Annotated in this window: 13 protein-coding genes; 7 read left to right on the forward strand and 6 right to left on the reverse strand. The window is 64.1% G+C overall.

Annotated elements, in window-relative coordinates:
* Position 1 precedes the first annotated feature (1 nt).
* The 5 genes from ACFFUC_RS18120 (at position 2) to ACFFUC_RS18140 (ending at position 5,079) form a co-directional block, all read left to right on the forward strand.
* Positions 2-721, forward strand: a complete 720-nt coding sequence (locus tag ACFFUC_RS18120; protein WP_377688326.1) for an ABC transporter permease — start codon at positions 2-4, stop codon at positions 719-721.
* Positions 722-801: 80 nt separating this feature from the next.
* Positions 802-1,539 (forward strand): ABC transporter permease subunit, encoded by a 738-nt coding sequence (locus ACFFUC_RS18125; RefSeq protein WP_377688687.1) that lies wholly within the window; start codon positions 802-804, stop codon positions 1,537-1,539.
* Position 1,540: 1 nt separating this feature from the next.
* Positions 1,541-2,719 carry a M20 aminoacylase family protein gene (locus ACFFUC_RS18130; RefSeq protein WP_377688327.1) on the forward strand — a complete coding sequence of 393 codons (1,179 nt, stop codon included), beginning with the start codon at positions 1,541-1,543 and terminating at the stop codon, positions 2,717-2,719.
* Between the two features lie 49 nt (positions 2,720-2,768).
* On the forward strand, positions 2,769-3,878 hold the full coding sequence (locus tag ACFFUC_RS18135) for a THUMP domain-containing class I SAM-dependent RNA methyltransferase (RefSeq protein WP_377688328.1): 1,110 nt from the start codon (positions 2,769-2,771) through the stop codon (positions 3,876-3,878).
* 34 nt (positions 3,879-3,912) lie between these two features.
* Complete coding sequence (locus tag ACFFUC_RS18140; RefSeq protein ID WP_377688329.1) at positions 3,913-5,079, forward strand: HPP family protein; 1,167 nt, start codon at positions 3,913-3,915, stop codon at positions 5,077-5,079.
* A 7-nt stretch (positions 5,080-5,086) separates the two neighbouring features.
* Here ACFFUC_RS18140 and ACFFUC_RS18145 read toward each other — a convergent pair whose 3' ends face one another.
* Positions 5,087-6,013 (reverse strand): LysR family transcriptional regulator, encoded by a 927-nt coding sequence (locus ACFFUC_RS18145; protein ID WP_377688330.1) that lies wholly within the window; start codon positions 6,011-6,013, stop codon positions 5,087-5,089.
* 109 nt (positions 6,014-6,122) lie between these two features.
* Here ACFFUC_RS18145 and ACFFUC_RS18150 point away from each other — a divergent pair, with 109 nt between their 5' ends.
* The gene (locus ACFFUC_RS18150; RefSeq protein WP_377688331.1) at positions 6,123-7,343 is read left to right on the forward strand and encodes an acyl-CoA dehydrogenase; all 1,221 of its coding nucleotides are present in this window, start codon (positions 6,123-6,125) and stop codon (positions 7,341-7,343) included.
* An 83-nt stretch (positions 7,344-7,426) separates the two neighbouring features.
* Here ACFFUC_RS18150 and kce read toward each other — a convergent pair whose 3' ends face one another.
* The 5 genes from kce to ACFFUC_RS18175 form a co-directional block, all read right to left on the reverse strand.
* The gene (gene kce, locus ACFFUC_RS18155; protein WP_377688332.1) at positions 7,427-8,359 is read right to left on the reverse strand and encodes a 3,5-dioxohexanoate:acetyl-CoA acetone transferase; all 933 of its coding nucleotides are present in this window, start codon (positions 8,357-8,359) and stop codon (positions 7,427-7,429) included.
* On the reverse strand, positions 8,352-9,269 hold the full coding sequence (locus ACFFUC_RS18160; RefSeq protein WP_377688333.1) for a 3-hydroxyacyl-CoA dehydrogenase: 918 nt from the start codon (positions 9,267-9,269) through the stop codon (positions 8,352-8,354). The genes kce and ACFFUC_RS18160 overlap by 8 nt, the downstream gene beginning before the upstream one ends.
* Before the next feature lie 12 nt (positions 9,270-9,281).
* On the reverse strand, positions 9,282-11,813 hold the full coding sequence (locus ACFFUC_RS18165; RefSeq protein WP_377688334.1) for a branched-chain amino acid ABC transporter ATP-binding protein/permease: 2,532 nt from the start codon (positions 11,811-11,813) through the stop codon (positions 9,282-9,284).
* 4 nt (positions 11,814-11,817) lie between these two features.
* A complete protein-coding gene (locus tag ACFFUC_RS18170) occupies positions 11,818-12,696 on the reverse strand; it encodes a branched-chain amino acid ABC transporter permease (protein WP_377688335.1) in 879 nt (292 codons plus the stop codon).
* A gap of 77 nt (positions 12,697-12,773) precedes the next feature.
* Positions 12,774-14,042, reverse strand: coding sequence for an ABC transporter substrate-binding protein (locus tag ACFFUC_RS18175; protein WP_377688336.1), 1,269 nt, complete (start codon positions 14,040-14,042; stop codon positions 12,774-12,776).
* A 183-nt stretch (positions 14,043-14,225) separates the two neighbouring features.
* Between ACFFUC_RS18175 and ACFFUC_RS18180 the strand changes: the two genes are divergently transcribed.
* A complete protein-coding gene (locus ACFFUC_RS18180; protein ID WP_377688337.1) occupies positions 14,226-14,915 on the forward strand; it encodes a GntR family transcriptional regulator in 690 nt (229 codons plus the stop codon).
* The last annotated feature ends 30 nt before the right edge of the window (positions 14,916-14,945 follow it).

Below are 14,945 nucleotides of genomic sequence, written 5' to 3' on the forward strand. Positions count from 1 at the left end.
GATGGCAGTAATCGATTGGGGGCTCTTGGCCCTCTCACCTCCGGGTTGGGGCGGTGTGCTTCTGACCGGCTTCCTGCGCACGATCCAGATCGCGGTCGGCGGCTATGCATTGGGGCTGTGCCTCGGGATCGGCGGCGCGATGGGCAAGCTTTACGGCGGGCCGGTCATCCGCGACCTGATGGAGGTCTATACCACCGTGGTCCGCGCGGTCCCCGAGCTGGTGCTGATCCTGATCCTCTATTATGCGGGCACCGATCTGCTCAACCAGCTCATGGCGGCGATGGGACGCGGGCCGGTCGACATCTCGGGTCTCGCGGCAGGGATTTTCGTCATCGGCATCGTGCAGGGCGCTTACGCGACCGAGGTCATCCGCGGTGCGATCAAATCCATTGCACCCGGCCAGATCGAGGCCGCGCGCGCCTATGGCATGTCGCCCGCCAAAGTGCTGCGCCGCGTGACCTTGCCCGCCATGCTGCCCTTTGCCATTCCTGGCCTTGCGAACCTGTGGCTGATCGCGACCAAAGATACCGCGCTTCTGGCGGTGGTGGGCTTTAGCGAGCTGACGCTGGTCACGCGTCAGGCGGCGGGGGCGACCAAGCATTACCTGCTCTTCTTCCTTGCGGCGGGTGCGCTTTATCTGGCGCTGACGCTGGTCTCGAGCGTTATCATCCGCCAGATCGAGCGGCGCGCGCGTCGCGGCATCGCGGAGGCACGCGCATGAGCGATCTGTCCGGCATCCGCACCGCCACGCCCCCTGAATCCGAGCCCCGAGAGCGTTGGCTGAAGCCCCACCGCATCGTCATGATCGCCATCGCCTTCCTGATCGTGGCAATGGCGGCGCGTTACGGGCAATGGTACTGGCTGCCCGAGTATCAGGGCCTGATCTGGAAGGGACTTTGGGTCACTTTGGCCATGCTCGCCTCCAGCGTGGTGCTTGGTTTCCTGATCGCGCTGCCCTTGGGGCTGGTGCAGGTGACGGGGCCGTGGTGGCTGGCCGCGCCCGCCAAGACCTTCTGCACCGTGATCCGCGGCACGCCGCTTCTTCTCCAGCTTTGGCTGCTTTATTACGGCTTGGGTTCGCTTTTCCCGATGATCCCCGGCCTGCGCGGCTCTTTCCTTTGGCCCTATCTGCGCGAGGCATGGCCCTACGGGGTCGCTGCGCTGACGATCTCTTTCGCCGCCTACGAGGCCGAGGTCATGCGCGGCGCTTTCGCGGGCGTTCCTTCGGGCGAATTGCAGGCGGGGCGTGCTTTCGGTATGGGACGGTTCAAGCTGTTCTGGCGAATCTGGCTGCCGCGCGCGCTCCACCGCGCATTGCCGACGCTGAACGGCGAAACCGTGCTGCAACTGAAGTCGACGCCGCTTGTCGCGACGATCACCGTCGTCGATCTTTACGGCGTGATGTCGCGGGTTCGCTCGAACACGCTTCTGACCTACGAGCCGCTTTTGCTGCTGGCGCTGATCTATTTCCTGCTGACGGTGATCCTTGTGGTGATCTTCCGTTTCTTCGAGAACCGCATTCCGACCCGAGGCCTTTGACATGACCCTGATCACCCCGAAAGACATCGTTGCATTGGACGAGTTCATCGCGATGCGCCGCGATTTCCACGCCCATCCCGAGCTTGGCCTCGAAGAGGCGCGCACCTCGGATGTCGTGGCGGCGGCGCTTGAAAGCTACGGCTACGAGGTGACGCGCGGTCTGGCGAAAACCGGCGTGATCGCCACCCTGCGCGCGGGCTCGGGCAATCGCGCCATCGGGCTGCGCGCCGATATGGATGCGCTGCCGATCATCGAGGAAACCGGCGCGCCTTATGCCAGCAAGACCGCCGGCCTGATGCATGCCTGCGGCCATGACGGCCATACCGCGACACTTCTGGCGGCCGCGCGGACTCTGGCCGAGCGCAGGAATTTCGACGGCACCATCCATCTGATCTTCCAGCCCGCCGAGGAAAACTGGGGCGGTGCGAAGATCATGGTCGAAGAGGGCGTCTTCGAGCGTTTCCCCGTCGATGCGGTTTTCGGCATGCACAACGACCCGAGCCTGCCGCTTGGCCAGTTCACCTTCCGCGACGGGCCGATCATGGCGGCGGTGGACGAGTGTTTCATCACGGTGCAGGGCAACGGCGGCCACGGCTCGACGCCAGAGCTGACCGCCGATCCGATCGTGGCGGGGGCCGCGATCGTCACGGCGCTGCAAAGCATCGTCTCGCGCAATATCGCCGCGCTGGATCCGGCGGTTGTCACGGTCGCGGCTTTCCACGGCGGCACCGTCAGCAACATCATCCCGTCTAGCGCGGAAATCGTCGTCGGCATCCGCAGCTTCAGCCCCGAGGTGCGCGACGAGATCGAGCGGCGCATCAAACGGATCGCGACCGCGCAGGCCGAAAGCTTCGGGCTGACCGCCAAGGTCGATTACCAGCGCAGCTATGATGCGACGATCAACCATGCCGCCGAGACCGCCTTTGCCCGCGACCTCTCGCGCGAGATGTGGGGCGAGGCGCTGACCGTCGATTTCGCGCGCCCGATGATGGGCAGCGAGGATTTCGGCTATTTCCTTGTCGAAAAGCCCGGCAGCTATTTCTTTCTCGGGACCGCCAAAGGGCCGGATGATCCGGGGCTGCACAATCCGAAATTCGACTTCAACGACGAGGCGCTGGCCTTGGGCGCGGCCTATTGGGTCAATCTCGCCGAGCGTTACCTGTCGCGCGACGCTGCCTAGACGCGCCTTTTATCTGGCCCAAGCGCCGCATTCGGTCTATCTGGGCCGAATGGAAAAAGACGCGCAATTCGACATCTATCTGGTCGCCACGCCGGGGCTCGAGGCCCCGCTTCTGGCCGAAACCCGCGAGGCGGGCTTTGATGCCGCCGCGGGTGACGGCGGCATTACCTTCCGCGGTGGCTGGCCCGATGTTTGGCGCGCCAATCTCGAGCTGCGTGGTGCAACGCGGGTGCTGGTGCGGATCGGCTCTTTCCGCGCGCTCCATCTGGCGCAGCTCGACAAACGCTCGCGCAAGTTCCCCTGGGCGGATTTCCTGCGCAAGGACGTCCCGCTGCGTGTCGAAACGACGACCAAACATTCCAAGATCTATCACGCGGGTGCCGCGACCCAGCGTGTCGAGAAGGCGCTGGTCGAGGAATTGGGCGCAACCCTTGATCCCGCCGCGACCTTGGTCGTGAAGGTGCGGATCGAGGATGACCTTTGCACCATCTCGCTCGATTCCACCGGCGAATCCCTGCACAAACGCGGCCATAAGGAAGCCGTCGGCAAAGCGCCGATGCGTGAAACGATGGCCGCGATGTTCCTGCGCGAGGCCGGTTTCGACGGCCACGAGCCGGTGATGGACCCGATGTGCGGCTCGGGAACCTTCCCGATCGAAGCGGCCGAGATCGCGCTTGGCCTGCAACCGGGCCGCTCGCGCCGTTTCGCCTTCGAGGATTTCGCGACCTTCGATGCCAAAGCCTTCGAGGCTCTGCGTCGGGGTGCCCGAAATCCCGCGCCCGCTTTCCGCTTTTACGGCAGCGACCGCGACGCGGGTGCGGTGCAGTCCTCCAAAAAGAACGCTGAACGCGCGGGTGTGGGCGATCTGGTGGTCTTCGAGAATCGCTCGATCAGCGACATCACCCCGCCCGAAGGCCCGAACGGGCTGGTCATCATCAACCCGCCCTATGGCGCGCGGATCGGCAATAAAAAGCCGCTTTTCGCGCTCCACGGTGCTTTGGGTCAGGTCCTGCGCGAGCGGTTTTCCGGCTGGCGTGTCGCGATCGTGACCAGCGAAGCCTCGTTGGCCAAGGCCACGGGCCTGCCGCTTGAAGTCGGCCCCTATGTCGCGCATGGCGGGCTGAAAGTGCGGCTCTACCTGACCAAACCTCTGGCCTGAGACGGCCGGAAACCTCCGATCAAAAGGACATGCCATGACCCAGCCCGCCCCGCGCTTCAGCCTCAGGCAGCTTGGTCCGGCGATGGGAGCCGCGCGCGGCACCGAGATCGCGCGTGCGGCCTTCGGGGCCTTCCTTGCGGTGCTTTTGCTCGAGGCACTGATCGCCTTCACACCGCTCGGGGCGGGGCTTGGCCTTCATATGCTCGCGCCTTTCGGGGCGAGCGCGTTCTTGATGTTCGCGGTTCCGAACAGCCCCTTGGCTCAGCCCTGGTCCGCGATTGTCGGCAACGGGGTCGCGGCGGTTGCGGGCGTGGCGGCGGTGCTCTGGATCCCCGATCCGATGCTGCGGCTTGCCTGCGCGATGGGCGGTGCGGTTTTGCTGATGCATCTGTGCCGCGCGCTTCATCCGCCGGGGGGCGCGGTGGCGCTGATTGCGGCGCTCAGCCCTGCCGAGGTCAGCCAAAGCGGCTTTCTTTTCGTGCTCTCGCCGGTGATGCTGGGCACGGCGATTTTGTCGCTGCTGGCGGTTCCCTATGCGCGCGCGACGGGGCGGCGCTATCCGTTCCGGCAGGCCGACACCCCGCATGTGCCTGAAATGGACGAGGAACCCCAACGCGATCCGCTTGGCCTGACGCGCGAGGAACTGGGCGATCTTCTGGCCGATTTCCGCCAGACCCAGAACATCGGGGTCGAGGATCTTGCCCGCCTGATCGCGGCGGCCGAAGACCGCGCGGCCAACCTGCGTCTGGGCAATCTGACCTGCGGCGAGGTCATGACGCGCGATCCGGTGACGGTGCGGCCGCTGACCTCGCTTGATCAGGTCGCCGATCTTTTCGCGCGGCTGGGCTATACCGCGCTGCCGGTGACCGAGGATGACGGGCAGTTTCGCGGCATGATTTTCCAGATCCATCTGATCCGTTTCGCGGTCGAGCAGGCGCGGCGCGATACCGGCGGTTTTCGCGCGGCTTTGCGGCAGGCGATGGGGCGCGATCCGGTCGCGGGCCATGTCTATGCGCGCGAGATCATGCGCTCGGACGGGCCCCGCCTTGCCGCAGACAGCCCCGCGACCGCGCTTTTGCCGCTGCTTGCCGAAGGCCTGCGCGAGGCGGTTCCGATCCTCGAACAGGGCCGCGTCGTCGGTATCGTCACCCGCACCGATCTGGTCGCGCGGCTGGAAGAAGAGCTGGTGCGCAGGGCCTAGCGCCGCCTCAAGCCTCGCCGTAGCGCTGCGCCTCGGTGAGCAGCCAGTCGCGGAATTCGGCCTCGGGGCCGCTTTCCGTCTCGCGCTTGGCGGGCGTGACCAGCGCATAGGTCGAGCCGCGCAGCCGCCGGTCGCTGGCACGGGCGAGGGTGCCTTGGCGCAACTCCTCCTCGACCAGAATTTCGGGGACCAGCCCCACGCCCATCCCCGCTTTCGCCGCCGTCACCACCATGCCGAAATGGGCGAAACGCGCGCCGCGGCTGAAGGTCACGGGGTCGATCTCGGTCAAGCCGAACCAATCGAGCCACAGATGCGGGCGGGTCTCCTGCTGCAGCAGCGGATAACGGGTGAGCAGGCGGTTTTCCTCGTCGATCTGCTGCGCCTCGGTATCGAAACGGATCTGGCGGGCAAGGGCGGGGCTGGCCACCGCGATCAGATATTCGGCCATCAGCGGCACGACCTGCGCGCCGGCGGGGGCCTGATCGACATGGTGGATCGCCATGTCGAGGCGGCTGGTCGCAAAGTCGGGCATGTCGAGGCGCGACGACAGATCGAAGGTCACATGCGGCGCGATCTTGGCAAAACCCGCCAGTTTGGGGACCAACCAGCGCTCGGCGAGCGTCGGCAGGCAGGCCAGCCGGATCACCTGATTGGAGCCGAAGGCCATGGCGCGCAGCACCGAGCGGTCGAGATCGCTCAGGATCGCCTGCGCATCGGGCAAAAAGGCGCGGCCGGTATCGGACAGGCTCAGGCGCTGACGTGTGCGGTGAAACAGCGCCACCCCCATGCGGCTTTCGAGCGAGATCACCGCGCGGCTGACCGCGCTTTGCGTCAGACCCAGATCCTTTGCCGCATCGGTCGTCGACAGGGCTTTCCCGCAGGCGACAAAGGCCTGAAGCTCCGACAGGGTGGGCGTGTAAGCCTTGGCCATCATCATCCGCTCATGAGGGTTGCGCATGAACTAAGGATGCATTCTCATTTCAAGGCAAGAACAAGATGGGTTAGATTAGACCCAAACCGCATATTCAGCCGATGGGATGACCATGACGCAACCTGCTCCGCTTAAAGCCAAGGAACGCCCCGAGCTTGCTCGTTTCAACTGGGAGGATCCGTTGGATCTGTCCGGTCTTTTAAGCGAGGACGAGCGGATGCTGCGCGATGCGGCGCGGGCCTATGCGCAAGACAAGCTCCAGCCGCGCGTGATCGAGGCTTATCGCGAGGAAAAAACCGATCCCGCGATTTTTGCCGAAATGGGCGAGATGGGGCTTTTGGGCGTCACCATCCCCGAGGAATACGGCGGGCTTGGCGCGAATTACGTCAGCTACGGTCTGGTCGCCCGCGAGGTCGAGCGTGTCGATTCGGGCTATCGCAGCATGATGTCGGTGCAAAGTTCGCTGGTGATGTATCCGATCTATGCCTATGGCAGCGAAGAGCAGCGCCGCAAATATCTGCCGAAACTCGCTTCGGGCGAATGGATCGGCTGTTTCGGCCTGACCGAGCCCGATGCCGGCTCCGATCCGGGCGGGATGCGCACCACGGCGAAAAAGTCCGAGGGCGGTTATGTCCTCAATGGTGCGAAAATGTGGATCTCGAACGCGCCGATCGCCGATGTTTTCGTGGTCTGGGCCAAGTCCGAGGCCCATGGCGGCAAGATCCGCGGCTTTGTTCTCGACAAGGGCACCAAGGGGCTGTCCGCGCCGAAAATTCAGGGCAAGCTGAGCCTGCGCGCCTCGATCACCGGCGAGATCGTGCTGGAGAATGTCGAAGTCGGCGAGGACGCGCTTTTGCCCTATGTCGAGGGGCTGAAAGGTCCGTTCGGCTGTCTCAACCGTGCGCGTTACGGGATTGCCTGGGGCGCGATGGGGGCGGCGGAATTCTGTTTCCACGCCGCGCGCCAATACGGGCTTGACCGCAAACAGTTCAACAAGCCGTTGGCCCAGACGCAGCTTTTCCAGCTCAAGCTTGCCGATATGATGACCGAGATCACGCTTGGCCTTCAGGCGGCGCTTCAGGTCGGGCGGCTGATGGATGCGGGCAATGCCGCGCCCGAGATGATCTCGATCATCAAGCGCAACAACTGCGGCAAGGCTTTGCACATCGCGCGCCAATCGCGCGACATGCATGGCGGCAACGGGATTTCGGAAGAATTCCAGATCATGCGCCATATGGTGAACCTCGAAACCGTGAACACCTACGAGGGCACGCATGACGTCCATGCGCTGATCCTCGGCCGCGCGATCACGGGGCTTCAGGCCTTCGCCTAAGCCGCCTTTCGCGCAAGAAAAGGCCCCCGTCACGGCTGCGTGGCGGGGGCGAGTTTTCCGCAGGGATGGCGGATCCGTCAGCCTCAGAAAGCGACCTGATCGGGGCCTTTCAGCGCGAGGATTTCGCGCGCTTCATCGGGCGAGGCGACCTCGAGGCCCAGAGCCTCGATGATCTGGCGCGCACGGGTGACCTGTTCGGCATTGGTCTTGGCAAGCTGGCCCGGCCCGATCCAGAGCGAATCCTCAAGACCCACGCGGATATGACCGCCCATCGCTGCCGACATGGCCGCGATCGGCATCTGGTTTTTGCCCGCGCCCAGCACCGACCAGCGGTAATTGTCGCCGAAAAGCCGGTCTGCGGTGCGCTTCATATGCATGACATCTTCGGGATGCGCGCCGATCCCCCCCATCAGGCCGAAGACCGTCTGGATGAACAGCGGCCCTTTGACGATGCCCGCATCGAAGAAATACTTCAGGTTATAAAGATGGGCGGTATCGTAGCATTCGAACTCGAACCGCGTGCCGTTCGCGCCAAGTGTCGTCAGGATATGCTCGATATCGCCGAAGGTGTTGCGGAAGACGATGTTGCGGTTGCCGAGGTAATCCTTTTCCCACTGGTGCTTCAGCTTGCCGTCGAACCGCGCGAGCATCGGGAACAGGCCGAAGTTCATCGTGCCCATGTTCAGCGAGGCGACCTCGGGTTTCCAATGGGCGGCGGGGCGGACGCGCTCCTCGATGGTCATGGTCGGCGCGCCGCCGGTGGTGATGTTGACGACGCAATCGGAACGCTGCTTGATCACGCGCAGGAAGGGCTCGAAAGCCTCAGGCGTTTGGTCGGGGCGGCCGTCCTGCGGATCGCGTGCATGCAGGTGGACGATGGCCGCGCCCGCTTCGGCGGCACCAATCGCCGCTTCGGCGATTTCCGAGGCCGAGACCGGCAGATATTCCGACATCGACGGCGTGTGGATCGCACCGGTGACGGCGCAGGTGATGATGGTCTTGCGGGCCTTAGCCATTGATTTCGTTCCTTTCAGATCTGTCGCGCAGATGGGTGTCCAAAGCGGCGAGTTCACGGTCGCGCCAGCGCTGGCGGGCGGCGACATCGAGGTTGGGGAAGGCGGCCGCGATGGTTTGCGCCACGCTTTCGGTAAAGGCTTCGCCGCGCGCCGCATCATCGGTCAGCCGCGCCATGACGGGACCGTAGCGGCGCATGTAATCGGGCACGCCGCCCGGGGCGTTGAGCGTGATGGTTTCCAGCGGACCCATGAAGGCCCAACGGCGGCCGAGCCCGTGGCGGATCGTGTCGTCGAGCCCTTGGACACTGACTACGCCTTCGGCAACCAGCCGCAAAGATTCCGCCAAAAGAACGGCCTGAAGGCGGTTCAGAATGAAGCCGTCGATCTCGCGGGTAAGCCGCGCGGGGACTTGGCCGACCTGCCGGAACAGCGCCTCGGCGAAATCCATCGCTTTGGGGTCGGTATAATCGGCGGGGCACAATTCGACGATCGGGACGACATGGGGCGGGTTGACCGGATGGGCGACAAGGCAGCGCGCGCGGCCGGGAAGATCGGCCGTGAAGACCGAGGGCATCAGCGCGGAACTCGACGAGGCCAACACCGCATCGGGTTCGGCCAGACGGTCGATCTCGATGTAAAGCGCCTTTTTGATGTCGGCGATCTCGGGGCCGCTTTCCTGCACGAAACCCGCGCCCTTCAGCGCCTCGGCCATCGTCGCCTTGCCGTGGATGCGACCTGCAATCGCGGCATCGCCGCCGACATCCGCGATCATCTCGGCGAGGTCTTGGGGCAGGCGGGCGATGACTTCGGGGTTCTGGTCCCAGACCTGCACCGTCAGCCCCGCGCGGGCGAAGACATAGGCCCATGAGCGGCCGATGAGACCCGCGCCGATAATGGCAATTGTTGTCATGTCTTTATTTCCTCAAAGCCAAAGTACTTTGCGACGCAAATCGAGATCGGTTGCCAGCGCGTCTGACGGCCCCTCATGGAAGACCCGACCGCGTTCGAGCGCAACCGTGCGGTCCGACAGCGCCAGCGCCAGATCGAGATTGTGATCGACGATCACGATCGACAGGACCTCGCGCAGGCGGTTGAAGCTGTGGAAAAGCTGCTCGACCACTGCGGGGGCCAGACCCTCGAAAGGCTCGTCGAGAAGCAGGACCTTTGTGTCGCCCGACAGCGCGCGCGCCACGGCGGCCATTTGCTGCTCGCCGCCCGAGAGACGGTCGGCCTCGGTCTCCATCCGCTCGCCGAGGCGGGGGAAGAAGTCGAGGATTTGCTCGTTCGACCAATGCTGGCCCGCGCCGGTGCGCCGTTTCAGACGCCCGAGTTCAAGGTTCTCGCGCACGGTCATGCCCGCGAAAAGCCCGCGGCCCTGCGGCACATAGCCGATACCGGCCTGCGCGATGGCCGCCGCATCAAGGCCCGCGAGTTCCTTGCCCTCGAGCTTGATCGAGCCGCTGGAGACCGGCGCAATCCCGATCAGCGATTTCAGCAGCGTCGATTTGCCCGCGCCGTTACGGCCCAGAAGCGCGAGGATCTCGCCCTTGCGGATGTCGAGGCTCACATCATGAAGGATGTGGCTTTTGCCGTAATGGACATTGACCTTGTCGAAGCTGCAGATCGTCGGCCCGACCTCGCCGTGACGCGCGGTGGCCGCGACCGCCGCCGTGCCCGAACCGATATAGATCTCGCGGACCTGATCGGAGTTGCGGGCATCCTCGACGGTGCCGTCCAGCAAAACCTTGCCCTCGTTCATCACGGTGACATGGTCGGCAAGGCTGAAGACCCGGTCGATATCGTGTTCGACCAGCAGGACCGGCACATCGGCCGAGACCTGTTTGATCAGATTGCCGACACGTTCGCGCTCGGCCACCGAGAGGCCCGCCAAAGGCTCGTCCGCCAGCAGGATGCGCGGATGGTTGGCCAGCGCCAGACCCAGATCCAGCAGGCGTTGCCCGCCATAGGACAGCGAGTTCGCCTTTGCGTTCTCCATCCCCGCCAGACCGACCCAGAGGATGATCTCGCGCGCTTTGTCGTTGATGCGCGTGATCCCTTCGGCATTGGTCCAGGGGTTCATGCGGGCGGGATCACCGGCCTGAATGGCAAGGCGCAGGTTTTCCGCGACCGAGAGATCGGGGAAGAGGCTGGTGATCTGGAAGGACCGGCCCATGCCCATTTCAGCGATCTGGTCGGCGCGCAGACCGGCCACCGAACGGCCCATCAGCGCGACCGACCCCTCGGATGGCGGGAACATCCCCGAAAGAAGGTTGAACGCGGTGGTCTTGCCTGCGCCATTCGGGCCGATCAGCGCATGAAGCGTGCGGTCCTTGACGTCGATGGTCACGCCGTCGACCGCCTTGAAGGCACCGAAGCGCTTGATCAGACCCTTGGCCGACAGAACCTCGCCCGCGGCATCGCCCTTGGCGCGCAGCATCTCGGGCAGCGGGCGTTCTTCGGTCCGGCGGTCCGACATGGCTGCCGAAAGGTCGGGGCCGGGGAAGAATTTCGCCAAGATCTGGCGGCCGATCCCGATCAGACCGTCGCGGGCGAAGAGCACGAAGCCCATGAAGACGAGACCGAACCACAAGAGCCAGTTTTCGGTATAGATCGACAGATATTCGCGGAAGAGGATATAGAAGACCGCACCCAAAGCCGGCCCGAGAAAACCGCGCATGCCGCCGATCACCGCCATGGCGAGCAGCTCGCCCGAGAAGATCACCGACATCGGCTCGGCCGAGGTCATGCGGTTCTTGTACATCAGCAGCGCACCGGCAAGGCCCGTGACCGTGGCCGAGGCCACGAAAGCCGCCAGCTTGTAGCGCGCGACCGGATAGCCGAGCGCGGTGGCGCGGGTCTCGTTCTCGCGGATCGCCTCGAGGACGCGACCAAGCGGCGAGCGCACGAAGCGCCAGAGCACTGCGATCACGACCAGTGCAATCGCGGCCACGACCCAGTAGAAAGTCATGTTGTCGTTGAGATCGAAGCCGAACAGTACCGGCCGCTCGACACCGCCCAGCCCGTTCTCGCCGCCGGTCAGTGAGGTCCAGCGGAAAGCGACGGTAAAGCCGAGCGCCGAAAGCGCCAGCGTCATCAACGAGAAATAGACCCCGCGACGGCGCAACATCAGCCAGCCGAAGGCGGTGGCGGCCAGAGCGGTCACCAGCAAAGCGGCCAGAAGCGGCAGGGCAAAGGCATGGCCGGGCAGCGCCAGCGCGGTCAGCGCCGCCGCATAGGCGCCGCAGCCGAACCACGCGCCATGCCCGAAGGAGACAAGGCCCGTATAGCCCGCGAGCAGGTTGAGCCCCATACACGCCAGCGCGAAGATCACGACTTCGACGGCAGAGCTCGAGGTCAGTCCCAAAGCGCCTAGCGCGAAAGGCAGCACAAGCACGCCGAGCGCGGCGATCAGAACCGGATGGATTTTCGGGATTTTGGAAGACATATCAGCCATGGGATCACTCGAACCGCAGGATGCGCTCGCCCATCAGGCCGCGCGGACGGACCAGAAGAACGACGAACATGAGAAGATAGATCGCGGCGAGCGACCACGAAGGCAGGCCGATCGCGACCATGAAGCCTTTGACGAGGCCAACCAGCATTGCGGCCAGAACGACGCCCCAGAAGGAACCCAAGCCGCCGATGACCACAACGACGAAGGCCGCCGTCAGCACCTCGGCCCCCATCACGGGGTGGACGGGGTTGATCGGGGCCATCAGGACGCCCGCAAGGCCCGCAAGCCCGATCGCGATCCCCGCCACCGCCGAAAGATAGGGGCGCAGCGAGATCCCGAGCGAGGCGAGGATGTCGGGGTTCTGGATGCCCGCGCGCACGATGCGCCCGAAAGCAGTGCGGTTCAAAAGGAACCAAAGGCTCGCAAGGGCCGCGATCGCGACGCAGATCAGGAAAATGCGGTAGCGCGAATAGACGAACTCGCCCAGAAAGACCTGACCGCGCAGGGCCTCGGGCATGGAATAGGCGAGGGGGGCCGAGCCGAAGGTCCAGCGGATCGCCTGCTCGATCACCATGGCGAGGCCGAAGGTCAAAAGCAGCGAATAAAGCGGATCGACACGGTAGAAACGGGTGAAGAGCAAGCGCTCGACGATCATGCCCATGCAGGCCACGATCAGCGGCACGACCAGAACCGCGCCGAAAAAGCCGATGTAGGGCGTCAGCACGATCGCGAGATAGGCACCGACCGCAAAGAAGGCGCCATGGGCGAGGTTCACGATGCCGCCGAGCGAAAAGATCAGCGACAGGCCGATCGCGATCAACAGGTAATAGAACCCGTCAAGCAGCCCGTTCAGGAGCTGCGACAGAAACAGAAAGAGGTTCATTGCCGAACGTCCTCTTATGGCAGGGAGTGGGGGCGCGACCGGGCCGCGCCCTTCGGGTCAGGCGATCCGCGCGGGAATCAGCTCGCGAAAGAGCAAGTCCCGCCGACCGCATCGGCAATCAGCGACTCGAGCGGTTGATCCGCACCCGGAAGCGGGCCGCTGGTGGTGAAGATGTCCCACTCGTTCTGGACCTGATCTGCGGGAAGCGCGGTGATCGCGTAGATTTCCTGCAAAAGCTGGTGGGTCTCGGGGTGGAAGTAGCCCTCGCGGGTCTTCATCATGTCGAATTTCGTCTCGGGATTCTCGAAATAGGTGATGATCTCGGCGGCATCCGTGCCTTGGGTCTCGCGGATCGCCTGCGCCATGATCATGACGGCCATATAATCGCTATAGGCCTGGTTCTCCGGCGGTTTGCCGTATTTCGCGACGAAGCGTTTGACGAAATCCTGCGATTTCTCGGTCTCGACGCGGTGGTGCCAGACCGAGGGCCACGTCCCGTGGAAGTTCTCGGCACCCGCAGCCCAAGCGGAGATCGTGTCGAAGCCGAAGCCGCCGATCGGGAATTCCAGACCGAATTCGCCGTATTGCTTGAAGAAGCTGGTGATCTGCGTGCCGGCAAGGTTCAGCGCGACCAGATCGGGCTTGGCCTGGCGGATATTGAGCAGAAGCGACGAGAAATCGGTCGCATCGGTCGGAACCAGATCGTCGCCGATCAGGTTGCCGCCGTGACGTCCGAGGAAGCCTTTGGCCGCATTGAGCAGGTCGTGGCCGAAAGCGTAATCGGCGGTCAGAACGTACCAGTTCTTGCCCTCGACCAAGCCCTCTTTCAGGAAGTGGCTGCCCTCGGCGTTCACATACATCACGTTTTGCGATTCGACGTGGAACATGTGGCGCTTGCAATCCGAGCCGCGCAGCGTGTCCGAGTTCGAGCCGGTGTTGATGAAGATGCGTTTGCCGCGTTCGGCCACCTGCGAAATCGTCAGCGCCGAGGCCGAGGAAATCTCGCCGATGATGCCCACGACCTTGTCGCGCTCGATCATGCGCTCGGCCTTGGTCGAGGCGGTCTGCGGGTTGACCGAATCCTCTTTGATGAACTGGACCTGACGGCCGTTGATGCCGCCTGCCGCGTTGATCTCTTCGGTCGCCATATCGATCGCCATGATCGCATATTCGCCCATCGGACCCAGAAAACCGGTGCGCGGCGTCAAGTGGCCGAGCAGGATCGGGCCGTCCTGTGCGCGCAAAAGCGCGGGTGCCGCAAGGGTACCGATCGCGGCGACGCCGCCTGCTTTCAGAAAGCCGCGACGGTCGAAATTGGACCGGCCGAAAGTGGTTGTGTTCTTCATCAGACCTTTATCCTCCACAGTCAGGTCAGAATGTCCGCAACGTCTCCCCTCGTTGCGATCTGAGATCACAGTTGAATTTGATTGATGCTCTGTCAATGTTTTTATGAAGCTTAACGCTTGCTAACTGTGATCACACTAAGCAAGGTGGGGCGAGATACAGGAAAATCGGGCAGAGATCCGCACATGAAAAACGACGATACCAGCCCGCTCAAACCCGAACGCTCGCCATCGTTGACGAATCAGGTCTACGGCATTCTGGCCGAGATGCTGCTCTCGGGACATCTGCTGCCCGACGAAAGGATGTCGATGCGCGATCTGGCCGACCAGCTTGGCGTTTCGGTGATGCCGGTGCGCGAGGCGGTCAGCCGTCTGGTCGCAAGCGGCGCGCTCGAGGTGCGTCCCAACCGTGCCGTGGCCGTTCCGCTGATGACGCGCGCAGGCTTTCGCGATCTGGCCGAGACCCGCGTCCATAACGAGACCCGTGCCACCCGCCTTGCCGCCCAACGCATGAGCGTGGCCGAGCTCGATGAGTTGCGCGCGCTCGAACGCGCCTTCCAGCAATCGCTGGCGAGCGAGGACAGCCGCGACGCGGTGCGCGCCAACAAGGCGCTGCATTTCCACATTTATGACGCCGCCGGATCGCCGACGCTGCGCGAGTTGATCGAGAACATGTGGCTCAAGGCGGGGCCGGTGATCAATCTCGACCTCGGCCATGCCTCGCGCCGCAGCCGCAATGCGACCTCAGTCCATCATCACGCGCTTTTGGTCGACGCCATTGCGCGCCGCGACATCGAGGGGGCTGCTGCGGCGATGGACGCCGACATCACCTCGGCCGCCGATTTCATCCTGTCGCGCGACGTGCTGCGCGACTGAGCCGTCGCGGCCGGAGATTTTCGCTCAAGA

The organism is Paracoccus cavernae (assembly GCF_042430175.1).
GTDB classification, from domain to species: domain Bacteria; phylum Pseudomonadota; class Alphaproteobacteria; order Rhodobacterales; family Rhodobacteraceae; genus Paracoccus; species Paracoccus cavernae.

Bases quoted from the DNA above. Each gene is read 5' to 3' on its own strand.
- kce (WP_377688332.1), bottom strand. From the start codon at position 8,359: ATGGCTAAGGCCCGCAAGACCATCATCACCTGCGCCGTCACCGGTGCG.
- ACFFUC_RS18160 (WP_377688333.1), bottom strand. From the start codon at position 9,269: ATGACAACAATTGCCATTATCGGCGCGGGTCTCATCGGCCGCTCATGG.
- ACFFUC_RS18150 (WP_377688331.1), top strand. From the start codon at position 6,123: ATGACGCAACCTGCTCCGCTTAAAGCCAAGGAACGCCCCGAGCTTGCT.
- ACFFUC_RS18175 (WP_377688336.1), bottom strand. From the start codon at position 14,042: ATGAAGAACACAACCACTTTCGGCCGGTCCAATTTCGACCGTCGCGGC.
- ACFFUC_RS18125 (WP_377688687.1), top strand. From the start codon at position 802: ATGATCGCCATCGCCTTCCTGATCGTGGCAATGGCGGCGCGTTACGGG.
- ACFFUC_RS18180 (WP_377688337.1), top strand. From the start codon at position 14,226: ATGAAAAACGACGATACCAGCCCGCTCAAACCCGAACGCTCGCCATCG.
- ACFFUC_RS18145 (WP_377688330.1), bottom strand. From the start codon at position 6,013: ATGATGGCCAAGGCTTACACGCCCACCCTGTCGGAGCTTCAGGCCTTT.
- ACFFUC_RS18135 (WP_377688328.1), top strand. From the start codon at position 2,769: ATGGAAAAAGACGCGCAATTCGACATCTATCTGGTCGCCACGCCGGGG.
- ACFFUC_RS18165 (WP_377688334.1), bottom strand. From the start codon at position 11,813: ATGGCTGATATGTCTTCCAAAATCCCGAAAATCCATCCGGTTCTGATC.
- ACFFUC_RS18130 (WP_377688327.1), top strand. From the start codon at position 1,541: ATGACCCTGATCACCCCGAAAGACATCGTTGCATTGGACGAGTTCATC.
- ACFFUC_RS18140 (WP_377688329.1), top strand. From the start codon at position 3,913: ATGACCCAGCCCGCCCCGCGCTTCAGCCTCAGGCAGCTTGGTCCGGCG.
- ACFFUC_RS18120 (WP_377688326.1), top strand. From the start codon at position 2: ATGGCAGTAATCGATTGGGGGCTCTTGGCCCTCTCACCTCCGGGTTGG.
- ACFFUC_RS18170 (WP_377688335.1), bottom strand. From the start codon at position 12,696: ATGAACCTCTTTCTGTTTCTGTCGCAGCTCCTGAACGGGCTGCTTGAC.